Origin of the sequence: Gluconacetobacter sacchari, assembly GCF_014174255.1 — a bacterium.
Classification (GTDB): Bacteria; Pseudomonadota; Alphaproteobacteria; order Acetobacterales; family Acetobacteraceae; genus Gluconacetobacter; species Gluconacetobacter sacchari.
Genome location: NZ_JABEQJ010000025.1, coordinates 14,367 through 37,171, shown reverse-complemented (window position 1 = coordinate 37,171; position 22,805 = coordinate 14,367). Strand labels below are relative to the sequence as shown.

18 protein-coding genes and 2 pseudogenes are annotated in these 22,805 nt (G+C 61.0%); 13 read left to right on the top strand and 7 right to left on the bottom strand.

Annotation, left to right across the window (positions count from 1 at the left end; translation table 11 throughout):
* Positions 1–173 precede the first annotated feature (173 nt).
* Both HLH48_RS16695 and HLH48_RS16690 read right to left on the bottom strand, forming a co-directional pair.
* On the bottom strand, positions 174–1,604 hold the full coding sequence (locus HLH48_RS16695; RefSeq protein WP_182998617.1) for a glutamine synthetase family protein: 1,431 nt from the start codon (positions 1,602–1,604) through the stop codon (positions 174–176).
* A gap of 12 nt (positions 1,605–1,616) precedes the next feature.
* Positions 1,617–2,939 carry an aromatic ring-hydroxylating dioxygenase subunit alpha gene (locus HLH48_RS16690; protein ID WP_182998653.1) on the bottom strand — a complete coding sequence of 441 codons (1,323 nt, stop codon included), beginning with the start codon at positions 2,937–2,939 and terminating at the stop codon, positions 1,617–1,619.
* A gap of 192 nt (positions 2,940–3,131) precedes the next feature.
* On the opposite strand from HLH48_RS16690, the gene HLH48_RS16685 reads away from it, so the two are divergent.
* Entirely contained in the window at positions 3,132–3,455 is a 324-nt protein-coding gene (locus HLH48_RS16685; RefSeq protein WP_182998616.1) for a 2Fe-2S iron-sulfur cluster-binding protein, read from the top strand.
* Positions 3,455–4,690, top strand: coding sequence for an NAD(P)/FAD-dependent oxidoreductase (locus HLH48_RS16680; RefSeq protein ID WP_182998615.1), 1,236 nt, complete (start codon positions 3,455–3,457; stop codon positions 4,688–4,690). The genes HLH48_RS16685 and HLH48_RS16680 overlap by 1 nt, the downstream gene beginning before the upstream one ends.
* A gap of 37 nt (positions 4,691–4,727) precedes the next feature.
* On the opposite strand, the gene HLH48_RS16675 is transcribed toward HLH48_RS16680, so the two are convergent.
* Both HLH48_RS16675 and HLH48_RS16670 read right to left on the bottom strand, forming a co-directional pair.
* A complete protein-coding gene (locus HLH48_RS16675) occupies positions 4,728–6,338 on the bottom strand; it encodes a hydantoinase B/oxoprolinase family protein (protein ID WP_220795170.1) in 1,611 nt (536 codons plus the stop codon).
* Positions 6,331–8,346 (bottom strand): hydantoinase/oxoprolinase family protein, encoded by a 2,016-nt coding sequence (locus tag HLH48_RS16670; RefSeq protein ID WP_182998614.1) that lies wholly within the window; start codon positions 8,344–8,346, stop codon positions 6,331–6,333. Before HLH48_RS16670 ends, HLH48_RS16675 begins: the two co-directional genes overlap by 8 nt.
* Positions 8,347–8,425: 79 nt before the next feature.
* Here HLH48_RS16670 and HLH48_RS16665 point away from each other — a divergent pair, with 79 nt between their 5' ends.
* The 6 genes from HLH48_RS16665 (at position 8,426) to HLH48_RS16640 (ending at position 14,348) form a co-directional block, all read left to right on the top strand.
* Positions 8,426–9,388 carry a LysR family transcriptional regulator gene (locus HLH48_RS16665; protein WP_182998613.1) on the top strand — a complete coding sequence of 321 codons (963 nt, stop codon included), beginning with the start codon at positions 8,426–8,428 and terminating at the stop codon, positions 9,386–9,388.
* A 209-nt stretch (positions 9,389–9,597) separates the two neighbouring features.
* Positions 9,598–10,860, top strand: coding sequence for an NAD(P)/FAD-dependent oxidoreductase (locus HLH48_RS16660; RefSeq protein ID WP_182998612.1), 1,263 nt, complete (start codon positions 9,598–9,600; stop codon positions 10,858–10,860).
* A gap of 79 nt (positions 10,861–10,939) precedes the next feature.
* Positions 10,940–11,938, top strand: a complete 999-nt coding sequence (locus tag HLH48_RS16655) for a Bug family tripartite tricarboxylate transporter substrate binding protein (RefSeq protein ID WP_220795169.1) — start codon at positions 10,940–10,942, stop codon at positions 11,936–11,938.
* Entirely contained in the window at positions 11,896–12,339 is a 444-nt protein-coding gene (locus tag HLH48_RS16650) for a RidA family protein (RefSeq protein ID WP_182998611.1), read from the top strand. Before HLH48_RS16655 ends, HLH48_RS16650 begins: the two co-directional genes overlap by 43 nt.
* Positions 12,336–12,821 carry a tripartite tricarboxylate transporter TctB family protein gene (locus tag HLH48_RS16645; protein ID WP_220795168.1) on the top strand — a complete coding sequence of 162 codons (486 nt, stop codon included), beginning with the start codon at positions 12,336–12,338 and terminating at the stop codon, positions 12,819–12,821. The genes HLH48_RS16650 and HLH48_RS16645 overlap by 4 nt, the downstream gene beginning before the upstream one ends.
* A gap of 18 nt (positions 12,822–12,839) precedes the next feature.
* Positions 12,840–14,348 carry a tripartite tricarboxylate transporter permease gene (locus tag HLH48_RS16640; RefSeq protein WP_182998610.1) on the top strand — a complete coding sequence of 503 codons (1,509 nt, stop codon included), beginning with the start codon at positions 12,840–12,842 and terminating at the stop codon, positions 14,346–14,348.
* A gap of 131 nt (positions 14,349–14,479) precedes the next feature.
* On the opposite strand, the pseudogene HLH48_RS16635 reads toward HLH48_RS16640, so the two are convergent.
* Positions 14,480–15,296: pseudogene (locus HLH48_RS16635) on the bottom strand (IS5 family transposase).
* Between the two features lie 131 nt (positions 15,297–15,427).
* Between HLH48_RS16635 and HLH48_RS16630 the strand changes: the two are divergent.
* Positions 15,428–16,180 (top strand): annotated as a pseudogene (locus HLH48_RS16630) (IS5 family transposase).
* Between the two features lie 84 nt (positions 16,181–16,264).
* On the opposite strand, the gene HLH48_RS16625 reads toward HLH48_RS16630, so the two are convergent.
* Complete coding sequence (locus tag HLH48_RS16625; RefSeq protein WP_182998649.1) at positions 16,265–18,373, bottom strand: TonB-dependent receptor; 2,109 nt, start codon at positions 18,371–18,373, stop codon at positions 16,265–16,267.
* A 448-nt stretch (positions 18,374–18,821) separates the two neighbouring features.
* Positions 18,822–19,475: a GntR family transcriptional regulator gene (locus HLH48_RS16620; RefSeq protein ID WP_182998608.1), complete on the bottom strand. Its 654-nt coding sequence runs from the start codon at positions 19,473–19,475 to the stop codon at positions 18,822–18,824.
* 171 nt (positions 19,476–19,646) lie between these two features.
* Between HLH48_RS16620 and HLH48_RS16615 the strand changes: the two genes are divergently transcribed.
* Genes HLH48_RS16615 through HLH48_RS16600 form a run of 4 tightly spaced genes read left to right on the top strand, consistent with a single transcriptional unit; the run spans position 19,647 to position 22,796 of the window.
* The gene (locus HLH48_RS16615) at positions 19,647–20,045 is read left to right on the top strand and encodes a VOC family protein (protein ID WP_182998607.1); all 399 of its coding nucleotides are present in this window, start codon (positions 19,647–19,649) and stop codon (positions 20,043–20,045) included.
* Complete coding sequence (locus HLH48_RS16610; protein ID WP_182998606.1) at positions 20,042–21,010, top strand: thiamine pyrophosphate-dependent dehydrogenase E1 component subunit alpha; 969 nt, start codon at positions 20,042–20,044, stop codon at positions 21,008–21,010. Before HLH48_RS16615 ends, HLH48_RS16610 begins: the two co-directional genes overlap by 4 nt.
* A gap of 3 nt (positions 21,011–21,013) precedes the next feature.
* Positions 21,014–22,051: an alpha-ketoacid dehydrogenase subunit beta gene (locus HLH48_RS16605; RefSeq protein ID WP_182998605.1), complete on the top strand. Its 1,038-nt coding sequence runs from the start codon at positions 21,014–21,016 to the stop codon at positions 22,049–22,051.
* 1 nt (position 22,052) lies between these two features.
* Complete coding sequence (locus tag HLH48_RS16600) at positions 22,053–22,796, top strand: SDR family NAD(P)-dependent oxidoreductase (RefSeq protein WP_182998604.1); 744 nt, start codon at positions 22,053–22,055, stop codon at positions 22,794–22,796.
* Positions 22,797–22,805 lie beyond the last annotated feature (9 nt).

Here is a 22,805-nt window from a genome sequence, read left to right as displayed (position 1 = left end):
GGGGGAAATGAAGATAATCCCTCCTGCTCTTTCTGGAAGCGCAAGAAAAATCCTGTCGGAAGGTTTACAAATGAACCGAAATATCATTCCAGTTCAGAAGAGTTTTTTTGATTCCCTTTAAAAGCCAGACGAGTCGTCTCCATTCGACGCTCGTCCGATTTGGTTCGCTGATTTCAGAACAGGTCGAAATATTCCCGCTGCTCCCACTCCGAGACTTCAAGGTTATAGCGGTCGATTTCCGCTCTTTTGATCCGAACCAGATAATCCACGAAGGAGTCGCCGAGTCCCTCCCGAAACACCTTGCTTGCCTCCAGAGCCGACACAGCCTCGTCCAGTGTACGGGGAAGATGCGGGGCGGGCGTGGCATAGGGTGCGTCGGCCGACGCACCTGGATCGGCGCGGCGCGCCAGGCCGTCGAGGCCGGAGACAATCTGGGATGCGAGATAGAGATACGGATTGGCGGCGGGTTCGCCCACGCGATTTTCAATCCGTGAGGCCGGATCGCTGGGGCCGCCCATTACACGCAGCATGACGCCGCGATTGTCGCACCCCCAGATCGCGCGATCCGGTGCCAGGGAAAATGGCCGGTAACGCTTGTAGCCATTGATGGTCGGTGTCGTGAACACCGTGGCGGCGGCGGCGTTGTCCAGCAGGCCGCCCAGCCAATGCATGCCGATCGGCGACAGGGGGGCGCCGCCCGGCGCGGCCATGAAAAGATTATCCCCGCCTTCCTTCGCGCAAAGGGACTGATGCAGGTGCCAGCCGCTGGACATCACGTTGGGCAGTCGCGGGCGGCACATGAAACTGGCATGGTAGCCATGGCGCCGGCAGATCTGCTTGGTGGCGCTGCGGAACAGAACCATGTCGTCGGCGGGCTGCAGGCCGCGATCCGCGCGGAAAACCAGTTCCGCCTGACTGGGACCGAATTCGATTTCCAGCGAACTCAGGCCGAGCCCAAGTGCCTGCAGGTTACGCCGTAGGATGTCGAATATCGGGTCGAGCTGATCGTAGTTCAGCTCGGTCAGATAGTTATAGCCCTTGTGCAGTAGGCCGACCTGCGGCGGTGTTCCGGGCTGGCCGGCATCCTCCGGCGCCAGTTTCGCATCGATCAGTCGCGTAACGTGGAATTCGACCTCCAGGCCGGTCATGAAATCATATCCCGCGTCACCCAGCTGCGTCAGTACGTTGCGGCACAGATGGCGGGTCGCAAGCGGTACCTTGCGCCCGTCGCGGAAATAGAGATCGCACAGCATCCAGCCGGTACCTGGCGTCCAGGGCAGGATCTTGAACGTGGACGGATCGGGAACCATGATGATGTCGGCGGCACCCTCCATTCCGGGAATCGCATTGCTGCCATTGAAGATCGGGATCACCGTCCGATGGGACGTGTCCTTCATCAGCAGGGAGGATGCGAGGGAAATACCCGATGAAAAGGCACTTGCCAGTTCCGAGGCAACCAGGGTTTTGCCCCGCAGGATGCCATGCTGGTCCGGAAACGAAAAGCGGATCACCTCGACCCGGTCCGCCTCGACCCTCCGGCCGATTTCGGCGGCCTGACGGGTCAGGGCATCGTTCCACAGATCATGTTTCTGAATGAAGCCCATTGCCGTTACCCCTTACGCCGTCTTGCGTTTTGGCGCCCATGGCGCGGATGTGCGGCGTTCTTGATCGACCGCACGCCAGTACGGCTCCCACTCGCCGGACGGACCGACGCCGTCCATCGTGGAGGGGCCCTGGATCTGTGCCGCCTGTGCCGGGTCCAGAACCATCTTGGGGGTCAGGCCGTTCGTAGCCTGCTCGATGGCCGCGACCAGCAGACGACGATAGGCGACGATGCCTTTGTCGGTCTGGCCCAGATGTTCGCGCGTGCGATCCTGGATCGGTCCCTGCGATTCGATTGCCCACTGGTCATGGACATTGATGTCCTCACCCATGCCGGTATAGGTCCGGTTATGTTGTTCATAGGGATCGAACCCGTAATCATTGAACCGTCCGACACGCGGACGATAGTCGGGGAGCGTGTAGAGTTCCAGCCGCTGCGCGCGCATCTGCTCCTTGTTCATGGGGCCCGTAAAGCTGGTGAAGATCGCGTACCAGTAGCAACTGGTATCGTCGATCGGCACATGCCATTGCGTAATCGTCATTTCACCTGACAGGGGAATTACGAATGCTTGGGGAAACAGTACGTTGGTGACCCTTACATGCGTGCTTGCATCGTCGATCTGTCGCAACGCGATCAGCTGCAGGCCGTAATCGGTAGTTTCCACCCGAATTTCGGGGCACGGAAATTCGCGCAGCACGCGCGTCATCGGCATATCGCTATCGGCCGACGTGGCGCGAAACTGCCGCCCATAGGCTTCGTCCTGTTCGCCGTCTTCAAAAAAACGATGTAGAAAGCTGGCATGTGCCGGGTCAATCCCGACCTCCAGCGCCTGAAGCCAGTTGCAGTCGATCAGCCCCTTGAAGGCGAAGACATGCGAGTCCGGGGCGATGAAGCAATCCAGCTCCGGAAATGCCGGCGGTTCGCCTTTTCCCAGATAGGCAAAGATGATCCCGCTGCGTTCGACAACCGGATATGAAGCTTGGCGTATCCGCTCGCACAGGCGGCTGCCCGCAGGTTCCGCCGGCGTTTCCAGGCAGGTGCCGGCGACATCGAACAGCCAGCCATGAAACGGGCAGCGCAGCCCGCCATCTTCGAGCCGGCCGAAGGCCAGGTCGGCCCCACGATGCGGGCAATCACGATCCAGCATGCCGAGCTTGCCGTTTTCGTCACGGAACAGGACGAAATCCTGTCCCAGCAACTTTACTGGACGGATGGGACGATCGCCTTCCAGTTCCACCGCCAATGCCGCCGGCTGCCAATAGTGGCGCAGCAGCGTGCCGGCGGGGGCACCCGGGCCAATCCTGGTGATCAGATCGTTTTGAGCGGCGCTCATCATGGCGACCAAGCCCTCCATTTCAGATATAGATCGGCATTTGTTCGATTAGCGAACATATTTTACCGTTTCGAACATCATGCTTGCAAGAAACCGGAAAGTGACGCAACATCGTTTTAGTAACGAGACAGAAAAAATTCGTCCCTCTCCGGAGGGTCCCTGTCACAGACCCTTTCCAATTCATGGAATTTCATAATGACACGATTGATTTTTCGTCTACCGGATGGCAGCACCCGTGCCGTCGAGGCCACGAATGGCACCAGCGTCATGCAGGCGGCGATCCAGGGGAATATCCGCGGGATCGAAGCCGAATGTGGGGGCGCCTGTGCTTGCGCCACCTGCCATGTCTATGTCGATGAGGCGTTCGCCGGACTGGTGCCTCCGCCAGAGCCGGACGAGCGTGACATGCTCGAGGGGGTTGCCGCGGAACGTCGTTCCAACAGCCGCCTTGCCTGCCAGATCACGATGAATGAGGAGATGGATGGCCTCACGGTCCAGATTCCGGACCGGCAATTCTGATGGGCGGACATGTCGTCGCGATCGGAGCTTCCCACGCCGGGGTGCAGTTCGTCGCGGCATTGCGGGAACTCGGGCATGACGGGCCGATCACGCTGATCGGTGAGGAAGTTGCTTGGCCCTATCAGCGTCCGCCGTTGTCGAAGGCGTTCATGGCCGGAAGTACCGCGCCTGACAACATGGCATTGCGCGGGCCGGATTTCTTCGACATGTCGGGCATCGTAACCCGGCTGGGCATCGCGGTACGCGCCATAGACCGTGCACGGCAGCAGGTTGTTCTGAGCGACGGTGAGACGGTGGATTATGATGCCCTGCTGTTGGCGACCGGCACGCGGCCGCGCCCGTGGCCGGGTGGTCCGATGCCCGAAGGTGTGTTTGCCTTGCGATCGTTGGGCGATGCCGCATGTCTGCGTACGGCGGCGGAACATGCGTCCGGGCCGGTGGTCATCGTGGGGGGCGGCTATATCGGGCTGGAACTGGCGGCGACCCTGCGCGGCAAGGGCGGCCATGACGTCACGGTCGTCGAGGCTGCACCGCGCCTGCTGGCCCGTGCGGCGTCGTCCGACCTGTCCGCGCTGGTCGCCCGGCGCCATGCCGAAGCGGGCGTTCGACTGCGGACGGACGTGGGTGTCACGGAAATCGACGCGCGGGACGGAAAGGTGGTAGCCGTTCGTCTGAATGACGGCAGCGTGCTGCCAGCCGCGCTGGTGGTCCTGGGGATCGGCGTCGTTCCTAATCAGGAACTGGCCATGGAGGCCGGGCTTCCATGCGAAAACGGCATCATCGTCGATCGGCAATGCCAGACCCTGGATCCGGCAATCTTCGCTGCCGGAGATTGCACATTGCATCCGAACCGCTTCGCTGGTGGCATGATCCGGCTGGAATGCGTACAGAACGCCCACGACCAGGCACGCACGGCAGCCGCCGTGTTGATGGGACAAGAGGCGTCGTACGACACCGTGCCCTGGTTCTGGTCCGATCAGTTCGGGATGAAACTGCAAACTGCCGGGCTGGTCGAAGGGAGTGTTCGCAGTGTGCCGCGTGGTGCGCCGGAGGGCGGCCGTGGCGCATTCTATCATTTTGGTCCGGACGGATGTCTGAAAGCGGTGGAAACGGTCAACATGCCCGCCGAGCATATGCTGGCCCGGAAGCTTCTGGCCGCGGGCGTGTCGCCGCCAGCGGACCAAATTGCCGATCCCGGTCACGATCTGCGCGGGCTTCTTTCAAAGCCCTTATAGGAACAGGAGGCCGAGCAGGGACCGATGATGGCCCTGCTCAGGCCGAAGGGGAGCCCCAGCCGCCACCGCCGGCCGTGCGGACCGTCAGCGTGTCGCCTGCCACAAGGTCCACGCGTGCGCGGGCCGGCAGATCCTGCCGCGTACCGTCACGCCGCACCACCCAAGCTGCGGAACACGCTCCGGGGCGGCCGCCATCCAGGCCTTGCGCGCGATGAAGATGGCGCTCGCCACGATAGGATACGGTCGCGGTCCCATCCAGCAACGTCCATGACCGCACCACGCCGTCGCCACCGCGATGCAGGCCGGCCCCGCCCGACCCGGCATTGACCGCGTAATCGCGGACACGCACGGGCGCGCGGGCTTCCAGGATCTCGACCGGCGTATTGCGGGCATTGCTGACATCGCTGGAAATACCCGCGACACCGCTGTCCATACTGTTGCCGCCCGTGCCGCTGGCAATGATTTCGGTAAAGAAATAACGCCGCCCATTTTCTCGCCGGCCGCCGACGGAAATGACGGTGGCGACCCCGGCATTGGCGGCGGCGCTCGCCATCGGCGCATCGCCCCTCTGCCCCGCGACGGAGGCCAGGTAGCGGGACCATGCTCCCAGCACGGCATTGACCGCCAGTTTGACCGTTGCTGTCCGCGCATTCAGCGCCGCCGGGAAATCGGGATTGACCACGCTCCCCGGGGGCAGGACGAAGCGTAATGGCGCCAGGCAGCCGGCATTGTTCGGTGCATCCGGCACCAGGGTGCGCATGAAGAACAGCGCAGCCGACAGCATGGCAGCCGGCGATGCATTTACCGGTCCCGCCGTCTGGGCCTGCGAACCGGTAAAATCGATATCCAGCTCGTCGCCATGTTTTCGCACGGTGACGTGCAGCCGCACCGGATCCTGGCCAATACCGTCGCCATCCAGGGCGTCGTCCCACTGCGCCTGCCCGTCGGGCAGGCATTGCAGGGTCAGGCGCATCATCCTCTCGGCTTCCGCGAACAGGCGCGCGCTCCCTTCGAGAAAGGCATTGCGGCCATGGCGGCCGACCAGCCGGCCGATTTCACGGTCTCCCAGGCATGCGGCCGCCCATTGGGCGCCCAGATCGCCGTCCAGCAGGTCCGGCGTGCGTGAATTGGCCCGCAGGATCGTCCGTACCGCAGCGTCTGCGGTATCATCCCGCCACGCCTGAACGGGCGGGATCCGCATCCCCTCATGAAAGATCTCGCGCGCGTCGGGCGGCAGGGAACCGGGGGTCATGCCGCCGACATCCTGATGATGCAGGTTGGCCGCAGCCAGGGCCACCACTCTGCCGTCGACGACGATCGGGCGCACGACGACCAGATCCGGCAGGTGGGAGCCCCCGTGCCATGGATCGTTGAGAAGGAAGCCATCGCCTTGTCGCATCGTGTCGACGGGAAAGTGCTCGATCACGGCCGCGACCGCCGGGATCAGCGAGCCCAGCAGCAAGGGCAATGAACGCGCCTGGGCCAGCAGGCGGCCGTCGGGGAGGAAGAGCGCCGCTGCGCAATCGCCGCCTTCGCGCGCGACGGTCGAATGCGCACCGGAAATCAGGCAGTGCTGCATGCGATCGGCGATTCCCTGGAGGGTCAGGCGTAGCGGTTCCAGCCAGCGCGTATCGAACATGTCAGGCATCGCTCCGTCCCTTATCCGATGTGGGGTTCCTGGTTTCCGGGCGCGGGGCCGGCATCATGTGCCATGCGCCGTTCGTCCGTATCGCGCGCCATCCTTGCGGGACCCAGATTGTGGTGGTGGTCTCGGCCAGCCGGCAGGGTCCATGAGAGGGATGTCCCGATGCCGCGCGCTCCTGCTTCGGGATCGCGGTGCCGAGGGCGGGGCGGACCGGGACCGTCACCCGCCGCAGGCCCAGCACCCGTCGGTCATGTCCCGGCAGGAGATGCCCACGCAGGCGCGCATGTTGCATATCAAAGCGCGCGGCCAGCGCTTCCCGCGTATCGTGCGCGGGATCGAATGCCAGTTCGATCGGCGCATCCTGTCCCTGATAGCACAGGGCAATTGTCCAATGGACCGATGCGTCGGTGCCGGTCAGGGAATCGTCCGTCAGGCGGCCACATTCTTCGGCCACGATGAAATCGTCCAGACTCGTATCCAGCTTGCATTCGGCAAGGCTGGCGGTTCCGGCGTCCAGCAGCCCGAGTGCCGCCGCGATTCCCGCATGTGCCGGAATGCGGACAAGACGCACGCCGGCAAGGTCGGCGACTTCCGCCGCATGTTGCGCGCCTCCGCCGCCTGCCGCCACGAGGACGCAGTCCGACGGATCCAGGCCATGAGCGTAGGCATGGGTCTTGATCCCTTCCGCGATCGCGGCATTGCCGGCGGCCACAATGGCCTCGGCCATGTCGGTCAGGCTGCATCCCCGCACGGCCGCAAGAGGCGCCAGCGCGGCCTCGGCGAGATCACGACGCAGCACCAGTTCCCCTGCCAGCCGATCGGGCAACCGGTCCAGAACCGTCAACGCATCGGTCAGCGTCGCCTGCTTTCCGCCTTGCCCGTATGCGGCGGGGCCCGGGCGGGCGCCCTGGGATTCCGGTCCCAGGCGCACCGCGCCCGCCGCGTTCACCCTGGCGACGCTGCCGCCGCCCACCGGAACGGAGAAGACATCCGCGCTGCGCATCCGCAGCGTGAACGGCCCAAGAGTCAGCGTTGAAGAGATCAGCGGACGCCCGTCCTCGATCAGGCCGATATCCGTGGTGGTTCCGCCGATATCCATCACGATGAGGGGAACGTTGCCCCCCGGCTCGTTTTCGATCTGGGCCGCGATGCCGACCAGGGTTGCGGATGGCCCCGACATCGCCAGCGAAAGAGGGCATTGTGCGATCGTTTCGGCAGGGCTCAGGAACCCGTCGGAGCGCATGACCAGGATGTCAGGCAGGCCCAGGGCGCGGCACCCGCGCGCCAGTTCGCCTAGATAATGCTCGACCGCGATGCGGGCATAGGCATCCAGGGCGGTCGCCAGGAAGCGCTCGAACTCCCGGGGTTCGGGATCTACCTCGTGCGACAGCGACACGCGCAGATCCGGGGCACAATCGGCCAAGATCGCACGCACACGCTGTTCGTGTGCCGGATTGCGGCAGGCATGGAGGAACCCTACGGCCACGGCCTCGACACCGTGTTCGTGCCAGAAGCTTGCGGCGGCGCAAACCGCCGCCTCGTCCAGGGAAATGGCTTCGGAGCCATCCGCCAGAATGCGTCCCGCGACTTCCTTGCGCAGCGCGCGGGGAAACAGGGATTGCGGAACCGGGGGGGGAACCGCCATCGCGTACAGATCGCCGCGATTCTGCCGCCCTAGCGTCAGGACGTCCGCGAAACCCTCGGTGGTCAGGACGCCGACCGGCGGCGCCGTCCGTTCCAGCAGCAGGTTGGTGACGACGGTCGAGCCATGCGCCAGCCTGTCCACCTGGTCCGCCGCGATGCCGTGATGCTCCATCAACCAGGCCAGTGCCCGCAGAACAGACGCCGCCGGAGCGCCATCATAGGGGCGTTTGACGTCGAGCACCGTACCATCGGATGCGCGCGCGGCCAGATCGACATAGGTTCCGCCCATATCGAAGCCGATCGTCCAGCGACGCGAGGCCCGCGTCACGACCGGCCGGGCGGTCGCGGCCTTGTCTTCGTGCGTCATTTCATCCTCCTGCCTCGCGAGGCACCCCGGTGCCGTAACCCGGGACCGCGATCCGCCGACACACTGTTTCGACTTTGTTATGGACATCGCGGAGATATCAGGCAAACAAGTTGTTCTGATGCAGCAATCAGGAAGTCTGATGAATATCAGTCTAAGGCAGATCCGCGCCTTCATCGCCGTCGCCAACACCGGCAGCTTTACCGAGGCAGCGCGACGCATGCACCTGACGCAGTCGGCCGTCAGCATGGTCGTACGCCAGCTTGAGGAGGAGATGGCGTTGCCGTTGTTCGACCGGCACGGACGCGGCGTCACGCCAACGGCCGCGGCGATGGAATTTCTGCCGCTGGCGAGACGGATACAAGAGGATCTGGAACGGATTACCAGCGGTGCCAGGGACATCCGCACGCTGCAACGCGGCGCGCTTCGGCTGGGGGCGACGCAGATGCTGGCCTGCACCTACATTCCCGAAGTAATGCAAACTTTCGAGACCCGATATCCCCATATTTCCGGCCGGATCACCGACACGACGGTCGATGACCTGGTCGCGATGGTCAAGCGCGGAGAGGTCGATATCGGTATCGGTCCCGAACGCAGGACGGACGACGACGTGCGGCGCGATTTTCTGTTCGAGGTTCCGCTGCGCCTGATTTGCGCGCAGGGCCACCCGATGGCCGCACGCAAGCAGGTTGCATGGGATGAAATCACGAATATGCGCTGGATCACCTATTCGACTGAATTCACACACGATCTCATGAGCATGCTGCGGCGCGACACGTCGGCGGAAGACGGTTCGCGCACGCTGGATGTTCGTCACCTGACCACGGCGATCGCGCTCGCCGGACGCGGCGTGGGCATCACGGTGGCCCCCGATTACGTCATGCCCTTTGCCGCGCCGCTGGGTGCGACCACGGTCGAACTCATCAATCCTTCCATTTCTCGAAGATTTTTCGTCTACAGCCTGGCAGAGCGAAGCCTGATGCCGGCAGCTGAAACATTCTTGGCGCTCATGCGTGAGCAACTTCACCGCCCAGTGGAGGAATAAGAGCCTGTTTGGAAATGCACGTTGCCACGGCAGACGGTATGGCATCAAATTGCCTTATGTATTCATCAAAATAATTCGTTTGTCTGATGTTTGTATCGTAACGACAATCATTACAGAACGTGCCGTGCAGTGACCGTCCAACCGGTCGCGGCCGTCCAGCTAACGACAGACAGACGCGCCGCGCGGCCGGCGTGACAAGGCCACATTTCATGCATATTTGCGTCATCGGCACCGGTGTGCTGGGTACATGTACCGCCGCCTATCTTCAGAGGGACGGTCATCGCATCACATTTGTCGATCCGCGCGATGCTGGCGATGCCTGTTCATTCGGCAATGCGGGATCGCTATCGCCGAGCGCATGCCTGCCTGTCGGTATGCCGGGCATATGGCGCAAGGTTCCGCGCTGGCTGTTGGACCCGATGGGCCCGCTGACCGTGCGCTGGTCGTACCTGCCGTGCGTGGCCCCCTGGCTCGTTCGTTTCCTGCGTCACTCTACTCGTGCCGAGGTCGAACGCATTGCAACGGCGCTGCGCGCGCTGCTGACGCCGATCTTCGACGCCTATGACCCGTTGCTGGATCACGCGAACGCCCGCGACCTGGTTCGTCATGACGGGTGCCTGTATGTCTATTCGTCGCGCGAGACAGCCAGTCAATGGCAATGGGGCATGGACCTGCGCCGCAAGCTGGGCGTGGAGATGCGTGATGTCGGCCGGGAGGAACTGGAAGCGCTGGAGCCCGACCTTAAGGGACGCTTCCGCTTCGGCATCTTGGCGCCCCAGAACGGAGCGACGACCGATCCATCGCGCCTGGTCAAGGCCATTCATGCGCAATGCCTGCGCGACGGGGCCGTCCATCTGCACCGTCAGGTCACCGGTTTTGAGACAAGCGGGCGCAGGGTGCGGGGCGTACGCCTGGACGACGGCGAGTTGTTGGAGGTCGACGGCGTCGTGGTTGCCGCAGGCGCCTGGTCGGCACGGCTGGCCCGTGCTCTTGGTACGCGCATCCCGCTGGAGACGCAGCGCGGCTATCATGTGACGGTCAACAGTTCCAACCTCGCGCTGCGGCACACAGTGATGGCGGTCGAGCACAATCTGATGGTCAATCCGATGTCGATGGGCCTGCGTCTGGCGGGATCGGTCGAACTCGCGGGACTGAAGGCCGCGCCCAACTATACCCGTGCTCAGGCATTGCTGACGCGGGGGCTGGACATGTTCCCGCATCTGGACACCAGCCGCACGACGGAATGGATGGGTCACCGCCCCTGCCTGCCGGACAGCCTGCCGGTCATCGGTCGTGCCCCGGGCCAGGACAATGCCTGGCTGGCCTTCGGCCATGGACACGTCGGCATGTGCGGTGGTGCCCCCACAGGACGCGAGATCGCGAATCTGATCGCCGGACGCGCACCGACCATCGACCTGGCTCCGTTTTCGCCCGCACGCTGGCATATCATGAAACGCGGTGGCCAGCCATGAGCGGATTGACCCCGCCCATCGCGTCTGGTGACGTACGGCGCAACGCGGTGCGGCCGTGTAATGGGAAGGCTATCGGAACATGACCAGACACCCCATACTGATGCGGCGACGCTGCCTGTTCCTGGCCAGCGCGACCATGGCCACGGGGATGCTACGAGCGGCCGGCGTGCTGGCTGCCGATTTTCCGCAGCAGCCGATCACGATCATCGTACCCTTCCCCCCCGGCGGATCGACCGACCTGTTGGCGCGGCGTATCGGGGAAAAGCTTTCGTCTTCGCTGAGTGCGTCCGTCATCGTTCAGAATCGCGGCGGCGCAGGCGGAATCATCGGCAGCAACTACGTCGCCCATGCCCGACCCGACGGCTATACCTTGCTGTTCGGCGTCACCGGCACCAACGCCATCAGCGCCTCGCTCTATACGAGTTTGCCCTTCGATCCGCGGCACGATTTCATACCGATCAGCGTGATCGTCAGCGCGCCGTTGATCCTGGTCGTCAACGCGCATGAGCCGATCCAGAATCTGGAAGATTATATCGATTCCAGCAGGAAGAACCAAAACAGTATGACGTTCGGATCGCCTGGGAATGGTACGTCGATGCACCTGACCGGGGCCATGTTCGCGCAGGCTGCGGATTTGCGGTTGGTGCATGTTCCCTTTCATGGCAGCGCGCCGGCGATGCAGGCACTGCTGAGCGGACAGATCCAGTCGCTCTTCGGCGATATCGCGGTCATGGCGCCGCAAATCCGCGCCGGTACGTTGCGCGCCCTGGCCGTGACGTCGCAGAAGCGCCATCCGGCGTATCCCGATGTCCCGACGATCGCGGAATCGGGTTTCCCCGGCTTCGAGTCCCTGTCCTGGCAAGGGATTTTCGCGCCCGCCGCCACACCCGCACCCGTCGTCGACATGCTGAATCAACAGATCGTTGCGGCGGTGAAGGCCCCCGATCTATCACAGTTCTTCGCCTTGCGCGGTATGACCGTCGAGGGGCGTTCCGTTACCGACAGCACGGCGTTCGTGAATACCGAGATTACGAAATGGTCCGACGTCGTCAAGAAAACCGGGATCCATATCGGATGAAGATTACACATACTCCTGTTATACGGGCCGGCAAGCGACAGCCGATCAGTACTGTGGTCGAAACCTGCAGGAATCTGCTGTTCATATCCGGCCAGGTGCCCATGTCGGAGGGGAAGCCAGTCGGCGAGGATATTGCCACGCAGACGCATGCCGTCATCGACATGATCGCCGCGATCCTCCAGCAGCATGGCTGTGGGTTGGACGATATTGCGAAAACCATGGTCTGGCTGACCGATCCCGCAGATTATTCGGCCTTCAACACGGCATATGCCACGCGTTTCGTAGCGGATCCGCCCGCGCGCTCGACCGTCATCGCCCAATTGGTTGCTCCTGTCCGGATCGAGATGGAAGCGATCGCCGTCCTGTCCGCCGGGACACGGCCGGCCGGTTCCGTACCGTGACGATAACGCAGCGGGATTACTGGGCGGGCGGACTGGTCGCGATGACGGGCGCGACGGCGGCCTGGATCGGAAACGCCTACCGTGTCGGACATCTGGATGACATGGGGCCCGGCTTTTTTCCCGTCTGGATAGGGGGTCTGCTGGCCGCGACGGGGATCCTGATCATTCTGGGGGCCTGGCGGAATACCCGGCGCGTCGGGGCCGTCGAAACGCCCGGTGACTCGCACGGTAATGTCGGTGCCGCGGTCGCACCCGACGGGCGCGGAGCCGCCTGCGTCATTGCCAGCCTGATCGTCTTCCATCTCATGATTGAACAGGCGGGCCTGATCCCCGCGACGGTCGCGACGGTATCGATCGCGGCCCTGGGCGACCGTACCAATACCCCTGTCAGGATACTGGGCCTGGCGGCAATCATGTCCGTGGTGGCCTGGGTCGTCTTCTGGTGGGCACTGCGTGTCCAGGTTCCCTTGTTCTACGCATAATGCTGTTGGAGCCAATGCATGATCGCCCATTCCCTCCATGATCTTGGCTATGGCTTCACGATTGCCTTCCAGTGGCACAACCTGGCATGGTCCCTGTTCGGCGTTGTCATCGGGAACCTGATCGGGGTGCTACCTGGCATGGGGGTGCTATCCACCATGTCGATCCTGCTGCCGCTGACCTATACTATGCATCCGGTCGCCGCAGTCCTGATGCTGGCCGGGATATTCTACGGATCGCAGTATGGTGGGGCCATCAGTGCGATCCTGCTGAACCTTCCGTCGCATCCACCGCATGCGGTGACGTGCCTTGACGGTTATCCCATGACGCTGCGCGGCAAGGCGGGCACCGCACTGGGCATTGCCATGCTGTCGTCGTTCTTGGCAGCGTCCGTCGGCATTCTTGTCATGATCGTCGCGTCGCCAGTTCTGGTTCGCCTCGCCGATACATTTGGCGCGCCGGAGATGTTTTCGATCATGCTGCTGGGCCTGCTGATCGGTGCGACCATGTCGCGCGGGCCGGCATTGAAAGGTATTGCCGCGACCTTGCTGGGCCTGATGTTCAGTATGGTCGGCATGGATGCGGAAAGTGGCACCATGCGTTATACCTTCGGCACGTTCAACTTGGCCGATGGGCTGGAACTGGTGGCACTGGCGATGGGACTGTTCGGGATCGCCGATTTCATATTACATGCCAACAAGCCACGTCCACCGCTCGCACCGCTGTCGCTGGCGTTTCGTGACATGTGGCCGTCGCGCACGGAGATCAGGCAAGCCCTGCCGGCGGCCTTGCGCGGGACATTGATCGGGACGCTGTTTGGCGCCATGCCCGGTACCGGACCGACGATCACGACCTTCGTCGCTTATGCCCTGGAACGGCGCCTTTCCCGTCATCCCGAGCGTTTCGGAACCGGCATGGCCCAAGGCATTGCCGCCCCTGAGGCCGCGTCGCATGCCAAGACACAGGTGGATTTTATCCCGACCATGAGCCTGGGTATTCCAGGCGATGCGATGATGGCGCTGATCCTGGGCGCATTGCTGATTCAGGGTATCGAACCTGGTCCGCAACTGATCACCGACCACCCCGAAGTCTTCTGGGGGCTGATCGCGAGTTTCTGGATCGGTAATGTTCTGCTGATGGTTCTTAACATGCCGCTGATCGGGATCTGGATCAGGGTATTGCGCGTTCCGTACCGCTATCTTTTCCCCAGTGCCATCTTCTTCATCGCCATCGGGACTTACACGACGCAGAACAACCTGTTCCATGTCTGGGAAGTCCTGGCCTTCGGCATTATCGGTTCCGTGCTTCTGGTGCTGGATATCCCCGTCGCACCGGTTTTGCTTGGCTTTGTCTTGGGGCCGATGCTGGAGGAAAATTTCCGCCGGGCCATGCTCCTATCGCATGGTGATCTATCGATTCTGATACGTCATCCGGTCAGTGGGGTCTTTTTGGCATTGTCCGCGTTGCTGATAGGAAGCATTGCCACGGCCCGCTGGATACGATCGCTAGCCTTGATGAAGCGGGATTGAATCGCGCTTCCCTGCCTTGATCGGCTTAGCCGGCCGGTGAACCATTTTCAACACCGTTCCTCCGCAAGTTCATGTCGTGGTCAAGGGCCGCTCAAGCAGCTCTGTGAGTAGCCCCCCAGTTTTCTAGCGGGTTATGCACCGTGAGCGAGTGTAGCGGCGTTTCTGAGCATGAAGCATGCGAAAGCGATGACATGGAGACTTGCGAGCGTGGAAGCGTAGCGCTCGTAATCCTTGACGAGTCTGCGGCATCGTGTGCCCTCCACTGGCATTCCATCGGCTTTGCCGACGGAACCTTGGCCAGTTCCGCCCATGCGAAAGACCGTTCTACGACCCATCGGCGCGGCAGTAGGACAAAGCCGCGCTTGGCTTGGGGCAACTTGACGACTTCAAGCGCGATACGGTGCGTGCGGGCCGCCTCGTCTGGTTTTGGACCCGTACATCCCTGGTCGACATAGGCCAGTTCGACGCTTTCGTCTGTCACCTCCTGAATGGTGGCGGCGAGGCGTCCGACCTCGACGCGATCGTCCCGATTGGCTGGTGTGACGTGAAGGGCCAGCAGATGGCCGAACGTGTCCACGGCCCCATATGCAGTTTTGAGCCCTTTGTCGAACGCAAGGTTCGGCTGTTGTGGATGGCCGCCGTGGGATCGGCCTTGCGGCCGGAGGCCATGCGCAGCACAGCCCGCAGGTCAGATGCCAGTGCTTCGAAGCAGCCAGCCTCCAGCCAGCGGCGGGATTGCTGATAGACCGCCGACCAGGGCGTCAGATCGTTCGGCATGGCGCGTCAGGCAATCCCGTAGCGGATCACGTAGCGCAACTCGTTGAACAGTTCGCGCAAATCATGCCGCCGCCGTTCCGCGTTCTCTCGCATCAGAAGCAAATACGGAACAACCAACGACCATTCTTCGGCTGATACGTCAGAGGGATACGGCTTCCGAACTTGCGTCATCCAGCATTACTGAACCAATCACGCACAAAAATACATAACACCTTCTAGGACCGATCGACATTCAGGATTCCCCTCTTTTGGAAAGAGTGATTCATAGGGTACGGTGTTGGAACACTGAACGTGGGATGGGGATCAAGCGTTACGAGTTGAACAAGGGGCAATGGCAGCGGAGTGTAGCCTTTGCTCCCTGGCAAAGTTGGAGATGCGGGGTGCAGCGGAACGGATAACCGCATGTTCGTGAACGGCTGCCTTTGGGTTCTGCGCTCTGGTGGGCATTGGAAGGATCTGCCCGCGCGGTATGGCAAGTGGAAGACAGTGCATCGCCGCTTCAGCCGTTGGTGCGATGCCGGGGTGTGGGAAAAGATCTTCGCGGCGCTGACGGCCGATCGGAACAATCAGTATCTGATGCTCGATTCAACCATCGTTCGCACCCATCAGCAGGCCGCGAGCGGAAAAGGGGGGCCAAAGATCAGGCGCTGGGGCGTTCTCGAGGTGGTCTGACGACCAAGATCCATATGCTGGCCGATGCGCTGGGCCGCCCGCTGTGCTTCGTTGTCACGGCTGGTCAGGTTGGCGACGTCACCCAGGCGCCGGCCCTGCTCGCGGGTCAGGAAGGGGCGGCCGTCATTGCCGACAAAGCCTATGACAGCAATGCGTTACGTGCCCTCATCGCTCAGATGGGTGCAGAAGCCGTCATTCCTTGCAACCCGACCCGCAAGATTATCATCTCGCACGATGCCATCGCCTACAGGCTACGCAATCGTATCGAGCGGTGCTTCAACCGCCTCAAGCACTTCCGACGCTTCGCTACCCGATATGATCGACGCACCATCCATTTCCTCGGCTTCGTTCACCTCGCCTCAGCCAGGATCTGGATGGTGTGAATGTTGATCGGTGCTGGAACATGACCTCCCGTGCGCCGGAATTGGAAATATCCATGAAATTCGGTATATTTCAAGGTTAGCCTGTCAGAATGACGTGGAGATCGTGCCTGTCATACTGAATCGCGGCTCGACATAGAATTGGGCACCAGATCCGGTGGCGGAATAATTGCCGTTCACCAGGCGCACCGCATTCAGATTCGTTCCGACACCGACTACCCCCGTCCGTACAATGGAACCCGTCAGATTGGTGAAGTTCAGGCGGATCGTTGGAGCCTGGGCGCGCCAGAACGGCTTGAAATGATACCCCAGCGACAGCGTATCTGTCACATAGCCGGGAATACGCTGGTCGCCGGCAATGGTCACGGACTGCGGTCCCGTATAATGGACAGTGCCGTTTGCGAAAAAACCTTTATATGAATAGGTAAGGCCAAAATTCGCCATCGCATGTGGAGAAAGCGGGGCCTGCCTACCCTTGGTATGAAAAGCTGTGAGATTTCCAAGACTATCCTCGGCCGCGATATCCGTATCCATGCGAGCATTCAGATATTCGAACGACACGTACGGGCTGAAACCATGAATCGGCTGGGTCGCGAGCATGATATCGAAACCACGAGCCGTCTGATTGCCCGCATTGACAACGCCGGTTTGATTGTAGCCGATATAGGTGCTCAGAAGTCGATTGGTAATGTTGTAGTTGAACAGGTCGAGATCGGCTACGATATAATCATCGTGATACCGGTATCCGAGCTCTTCCTTTATGGAATACTGATTTTTAGGAAGCTGTCCCGTCAGAGCGCTGTTTGCAACGGCAGAAGGTGACGGCTGGCGGAAATCGCCTTCCGCATTGATGTAAAGCTGGTGGTGGCTATTGATCTGATAGCTAATGGAAAGGTGCGGCAGCGGTGCGGTCAGGTTCTGGCCGAGCCTGCTGCGACCGGGATAGGTGACGTACCACTGATTGTCCATGATATATTTGAATCCAGCATTCACCAGAAGACGATTTTCGAAATATTTCGCCGTATGCTGGACGAACAGGGATTGTATTTCATATCCTGTTCTGTCCCCGCTATAGATGCGCGAACCATTGGAATAGATCTGATATTCCTGATTTGCCGGATTCGGGCTCGCCCCGTTGGACAAGGTCGCACTTTCGGCCACATGTTCTGTATAGTCATGGTTTTCATACCAATACCCGAACTCGAAATGATTGTGTCGATCGATATCGTAACCGATCTTGGCAGTGGCGCCGACGCGCCGGTCGCCATTGCCGATATATTGGCCCGACAACGGGGTGCCAGCGGCAACTGGTGCGCCGGAACGGTAGGTATATCCATTGTCGAGACCCGCGAAGCCGTCTGACCAGCTGCTCCAGCCCAGTCCGTAATTGTAATAGGGGTGGAGATCGAACGCTATTTTTCGTGTCAGGGCAATGTGAATCGGCGCGTTGATGAAGATATTGTTCCAGTGATTGACATTATTTTTCCAGGAATCATTGCCGGCGGAGTCGATCCCAGGCATCCGGCCGTAGCCGTTCCCGGTATGCTTGTATTGTAGGAACTGGCCGACCGTCGGATAATTATCCACGACGAAATCTTCATTGTTCCAGGACATGAACAATTTGGCGAGCGATCCGTTCGTCCAATCCTTGCGTACGCCGAAATCGAGGTGATGGCGCTGGTTGATGCCGGCCCCCATCCAGGAACGTGCGTGCGTGTTGGAAAATGACAGATAACCCCGCACACCGGAATTTCCGATATCGCCGCTTTCGAGACGCAGAAACTCTCGCGAAAGATTATTCGTGCCGTAGGAAAAATCAGTCAGGACGGCGAATTTGTGCGATGGCGTATGCGTAGTTTCGTTCAGTACGCCAGCCGCGGCCGTCGTTGTCGGCAGATCGATCGCGGATGAGCCTGGCATCATGCTCACGCTGTCGAGATTCTCCGAATCGATATTTTCAGCCAGGTAGGCGGCGGTCGTGGCCGAGGCACCGTCGACCAGCAGGGCCATGTCGTCATCAGTGAGACTGCGACTCTGAATGCGCCCCCCCTGCATGCCGGACGTATCGGGCGTGGAGACACTGACGCTGGGTAGATTCTTGATCAGGTCGAGGGCGGTACTGGTCGGATTGCGAGTTTCGATATAGTCCCTGGTTACTGTCTGAATTGCATATGGCTCGGTTTCGACGCGCATCATGCCGCCGCCGCGGCCGCGTTTATTCTGGGAGTCCTCGACCGTTATGCTCTCGCCGGCAGGCGGTTTCGCAATGTTACCTGCCATATTTGCCTGTTTCGCGATACGTTGGGGCTTACGCGCATCGTAATACGGGACCGGTTTCCTCTCCTCGGCATGGATGGAGGGTACTAAGACGGCCAGATCTCCGAACAGGAATGTGCAGAGAAGAAGGTTATTCTTCGACAGCAGCCTGTTCATACAATGACGAAACAGCATTGCGCTTAACTCCTTCTGTCGTATTTTGTATTTCATGAAGAATAGAAGATGGGAAAACACATTCTCGATGTGTTGAACATCTGGATCCGGACGAAAGTATTATCTCAGCAGGCGTACATGGCCGCCTCTGGTTTCTGGAGTTTTGTTTTGATGTAGAAACATTATGGAGGTAAAAAGAACAATATTTTTACCATTAGGTGAATCCGTTCAGTATTTCCTGAAGATCCATACGCATGATATGCTGCCTTGTTGAAGTTTCAACTACAGATTGGCCGCCTTTTTTTACAACTTCGAGAAGATCGGCATGTTCTGCCACCGTGTTTTTTAGAGCAGTCGGCGATCTGCGTAGGTTTATTCTTAAATACGGTTCGAATACCGTATATTGTCGCTTGATTTCGTTTACCAATTGCGGGCGCCCGCAATTGGTCAGGAACACGTCATGAAACTGCTCATGCGCCCGCACAAACCAGTCTATGTCGCTGCCTGCGGCTGCCAGTCGTTGAAGGGCGAGTTCCGCTTCGGCAAATTCTCTCTGCTTCATTTGGGTCGAGGCATGCACCATGGCAAGCCCCTCCAGAACGGAACGGATCTCACATAATTCGACAATTTGTTCACGGCTCAGGCTCGTGACGATAGCCCCCCGGTTCGATCGGAGTTGCAGAAAGCCTTCGGTCGCCAGTTGCCGGATCGCTTCCCTTACGGGAATGCGACTGACCCCCAACTCGTCCGCAACGGTTGCAGAGACGATATGGGTTCCCCCCGGCAACTGACCGGAGCGGATCTTCTCCAGCAAATGGAGATAGACCAACGTCTGCGCACTGTGACCATCGGTTGCGGCCAAAACCATCCGTCCTTTCGCCCTTTTGCATCAACGTTTTGTAATAGCAGCACTCTTCGTTGCAGAAGACCACTGTTTGGGTCGGGCAAGTGGAGCATATGCGCGAAAATGAATTGTTGACAAGAGCATTTTGAATGCGATGAATGATTGTATCCAATCTGACCGGGGAGGGATTTGTGCGTGGCCCTGCTTCATGCATCCATTGCGGTTGATGATATCGAGGCGGCACAGACTTTTCTGTGCGCGATGTTCGGTCTCACGCCGCTTCTCGACCGCATTGACATTACCGACGCCTTCACGCGGATGACTGGACACGCGGTGGATCGCTGCCTGCTTTCCCAGCTTGCCGGGCCGGAAATTCCGGTTGCACTCGAACTGATCGAGGCAGGAAGGCTGCCGCGCGCTTCATTTCCGCACGCTCACTTTTCTTTCTCGGTTCCCCAGCTCGATGACGCCATGGCGCGCGCGTTCCGCCTGGGGGCCCGTGCGCGCGGCGTGATCACGCAATTCGATGAAGGGCGCTCGGTTTATCTTTCGATCCCCGGCGGGATGACGATCGAACTGGAGGAACTTGTATGACTGAGCAGGATCAGACGCTGCGGTTGGAGCGCTATCGTCGCCTCTGGCGGTTTCGCAGTTTCGACGACGCCTGCCTTGAGGCATTGAGGCGAAATGTCATTCATGGCGAACTTCATGTCGGCATCGGACAGGAAGCGATCGCTGTCGGTATGGCGGAGTCGCTGCGTCGAGATGACGCCGTGGTTTCCACACATCGCAACCATTTCCACGCGCTGGCAAAGGGCGTGGATCGTCGCGCCCTGTTGGCGGAAATCTGCGAGAAGGCGGAAGGTCTGTGTCGCGGCCGTGGCGGGCATATGCATCCTTTCGACGTGGAAAATAATTTTTCCGCCACTGGAATCGTCGGCGCGTCGCTGCCGGTCGCTCTGGGGTACGCCTATGCCTTCCATTTGCGTCAGTCGGATGCGATCGCCGTCGGCATAGCGGGCGACGGTTCCAGCCATACCGGCGCTTTTCATGAAACCATGGTCATCGCCGGTGCGCAGAAACTACCGCTTCTGGTCCTGGTCGAAAACAATTCGCTCGCGATATCGATTCGCTTCGATCAGATCTCGCCCACGCGTACGGTTGCGGAACGTGCCTCGGCATATGGCGTGCGTGGCATGCATGTGGATGGAACCGACGTCGATGCGATGACCGATGCGTTCGCCGAGGCCAGCCGCCATATCCGTGCGGGAGGGGGGCCGGTTATCCTGGAGGCGACATGCGCGCGCTTCCGTGGCCATTTCGAGGGCGATCCGGAAGGATATCGCAGCCGCGAGGAACGCCAGCACCTTCGCGCGCAATTCGATCCCCTGCGCCTCTATCGCGACCGCCTGGAGGCTTTTGGCCTGACGTCTTCCGAACTCGATGCCGTCGAGGCGGCGGAAAAGGCCGCGGCACGCGACCTGCTGGCCGAAATCATGGCACTGCCGCAGCCGGATCCCGAAGGTGCATTGCTTTATCGTTTTTCCGAGGAGGTCTGAAAGATGAATGCCAGCACGCTTGCCACCGAGGCCGTTACGGATCGTTCGGGGTGGCAGCTTTCGGCGCTTATCGCCGAGACGATCGCCTGGGAAATGCGGCGCGATCCGTCCGTTTTGTGCATCGGCGAGGATATCGGCCGGGCTGGCGGTGTATTCGGCGCGACGCGGGGGCTGCTCGACGAATTCGGCGCCGGACGGATCATGGATGCACCGATCGCCGAAATGGCGTTCGCCGGCATGGGCGTGGGGCTGGCACAGGCCGGCATGCGCCCGCTTGTCGAACTGATGTTCGTCGATTTCCTCGGCGTCTGCCTGGAACAGATCTTCAATGCGGCGGCCAAGATCCCGTATATGTCCGGTGGCAGGCAGAAGATGCCGATCGTGTTCAAGACCGCGGGCGGATGTATCGGCTCGGCGGCCCAGCATTCGCAATGCCTGTGGGGATTGTTTGCGCATCTGCCGGGGCTGAAGGTTGTCGCTCCGTCCAATCCGTTCGATTATCGCGGCCTTCTGACTTCTGCGATCCGCTCGGACGATCCTGTGATCTACATCGAGCACAAGGGACAGTTGCTGAAGAAGCTGTCCGATTTCCGCAATAACACCCCTATCCCCGACCGTGCCTATACCGTGCCGTTCGGGCGCGCGGTCGTGCTGACCAAGGGGCGGGACGTGACGCTCGCCACGCTGTCCTCCATGGTCGAACACGCACTGGAGGCCGCGCTCGTTCTGGAGCAGGAGGGGATTTCCGTGGAGGTTGTCGACCTTCGGACCGTCGTGCCACTCGACCATGATACGGTCGCGCGCTCGGCCGCCCGGACCGGCCGGCTGCTGGTGGTGGACGAGGATTATCTCAGCTTCGGCCTTAGCGCTGAACTCTGCATGCGGGTGATCGAGCAGATCGGACCCGGCGCGCTGCGTCAGGTCGAGCGCCTGGCGGTGCCCGATGTACCCGTGCCCGCCGCGCTGGCGCTTGAACGCAAGGTGGTGCCTGGAGTCGACATGATCATCGACCGCGTGCGCACAATGGCAAAGGGGGCCTGATATGCCCGATGCCCTTGTGATCGGCGCGGGCGGCGGGATTGGCCGCGCCTGCGTGGCTGCCCTCGCCGCCCGCGGCTTCTTGGTGACAGCGGCGGATCGGTCGCTCGCATCCGCCCAGTCGGCGATAGAGACCCTGGGCGCGGGACATACGGCTGCCGAATGCAATGTCTGCAATGCCGATATGGTCGACCATGTTGTGGCATCACGTCCTTTCGCCGCCATGGTCTATACGGCCGGCATCGTCGCGACGATGGCGATCATCCATACGGACTTTTCCTTGTGGCGTAGGATCATGGCCATCAATCTCGACGGCGCCGCCATCGTGGCCTCGGCGATGGCCCGCCAGATGGTCGAACGTCAGGAGGGTGGGGCAATGGTCTTCGTCTCCTCCGCTGCCGGGGTGCGTGGAGAGGCCCATGCCTCGGCCTACAGCGCGTCCAAGGCCGGGTTGATTGGAATGGTGCAGGCCGTCGCGGCGGAACTGACCCCGCATGGCATCCGCGTCAACGCGGTGGCACCCGGCAATGTGGATACTCCCATGCTGCGCGAGGTCGCGGCGGGAATTGCCCAGACCCGTGGCGTGGCGTTCGAGACCGTCTGGAACGCGCTTGCCCACGCAGGGGCGGCGCAGCGCCTGATCGATCCGGCAGAGGTCGGCGGCGTGTGCGCCGCTCTCTGCGCGTCGGAATTTTCTGCTGTAACCGGTGCGACCATCGGGGTCGATGCCGGTTACATGCTTGCCTGAAAGGATATT

What these genes read in the sequence shown, in the direction of transcription:
- HLH48_RS16680 (WP_182998615.1), top strand. Translation starts at nt 3,455, where the DNA reads ATGGGCGGACATGTCGTCGCGATCGGAGCTTCCCACGCCGGGGTGCAG.
- HLH48_RS16675 (WP_220795170.1), bottom strand. Translation starts at nt 6,338, where the DNA reads ATGCCTGACATGTTCGATACGCGCTGGCTGGAACCGCTACGCCTGACC.
- HLH48_RS16620 (WP_182998608.1), bottom strand. Translation starts at nt 19,475, where the DNA reads ATGGTTTTGGCCGCAACCGATGGTCACAGTGCGCAGACGTTGGTCTAT.
- HLH48_RS16660 (WP_182998612.1), top strand. Translation starts at nt 9,598, where the DNA reads ATGCATATTTGCGTCATCGGCACCGGTGTGCTGGGTACATGTACCGCC.
- HLH48_RS16610 (WP_182998606.1), top strand. Translation starts at nt 20,042, where the DNA reads ATGACTGAGCAGGATCAGACGCTGCGGTTGGAGCGCTATCGTCGCCTC.
- HLH48_RS16685 (WP_182998616.1), top strand. Translation starts at nt 3,132, where the DNA reads ATGACACGATTGATTTTTCGTCTACCGGATGGCAGCACCCGTGCCGTC.
- HLH48_RS16650 (WP_182998611.1), top strand. Translation starts at nt 11,896, where the DNA reads ATGGTCCGACGTCGTCAAGAAAACCGGGATCCATATCGGATGAAGATT.
- HLH48_RS16605 (WP_182998605.1), top strand. Translation starts at nt 21,014, where the DNA reads ATGAATGCCAGCACGCTTGCCACCGAGGCCGTTACGGATCGTTCGGGG.
- HLH48_RS16690 (WP_182998653.1), bottom strand. Translation starts at nt 2,939, where the DNA reads ATGATGAGCGCCGCTCAAAACGATCTGATCACCAGGATTGGCCCGGGT.
- HLH48_RS16640 (WP_182998610.1), top strand. Translation starts at nt 12,840, where the DNA reads ATGATCGCCCATTCCCTCCATGATCTTGGCTATGGCTTCACGATTGCC.
- HLH48_RS16655 (WP_220795169.1), top strand. Translation starts at nt 10,940, where the DNA reads ATGACCAGACACCCCATACTGATGCGGCGACGCTGCCTGTTCCTGGCC.
- HLH48_RS16665 (WP_182998613.1), top strand. Translation starts at nt 8,426, where the DNA reads ATGGACATCGCGGAGATATCAGGCAAACAAGTTGTTCTGATGCAGCAA.
- HLH48_RS16600 (WP_182998604.1), top strand. Translation starts at nt 22,053, where the DNA reads ATGCCCGATGCCCTTGTGATCGGCGCGGGCGGCGGGATTGGCCGCGCC.
- HLH48_RS16670 (WP_182998614.1), bottom strand. Translation starts at nt 8,346, where the DNA reads ATGACGCACGAAGACAAGGCCGCGACCGCCCGGCCGGTCGTGACGCGG.
- HLH48_RS16695 (WP_182998617.1), bottom strand. Translation starts at nt 1,604, where the DNA reads ATGGGCTTCATTCAGAAACATGATCTGTGGAACGATGCCCTGACCCGT.
- HLH48_RS16625 (WP_182998649.1), bottom strand. Translation starts at nt 18,373, where the DNA reads ATGATGCGCGTCGAAACCGAGCCATATGCAATTCAGACAGTAACCAGG.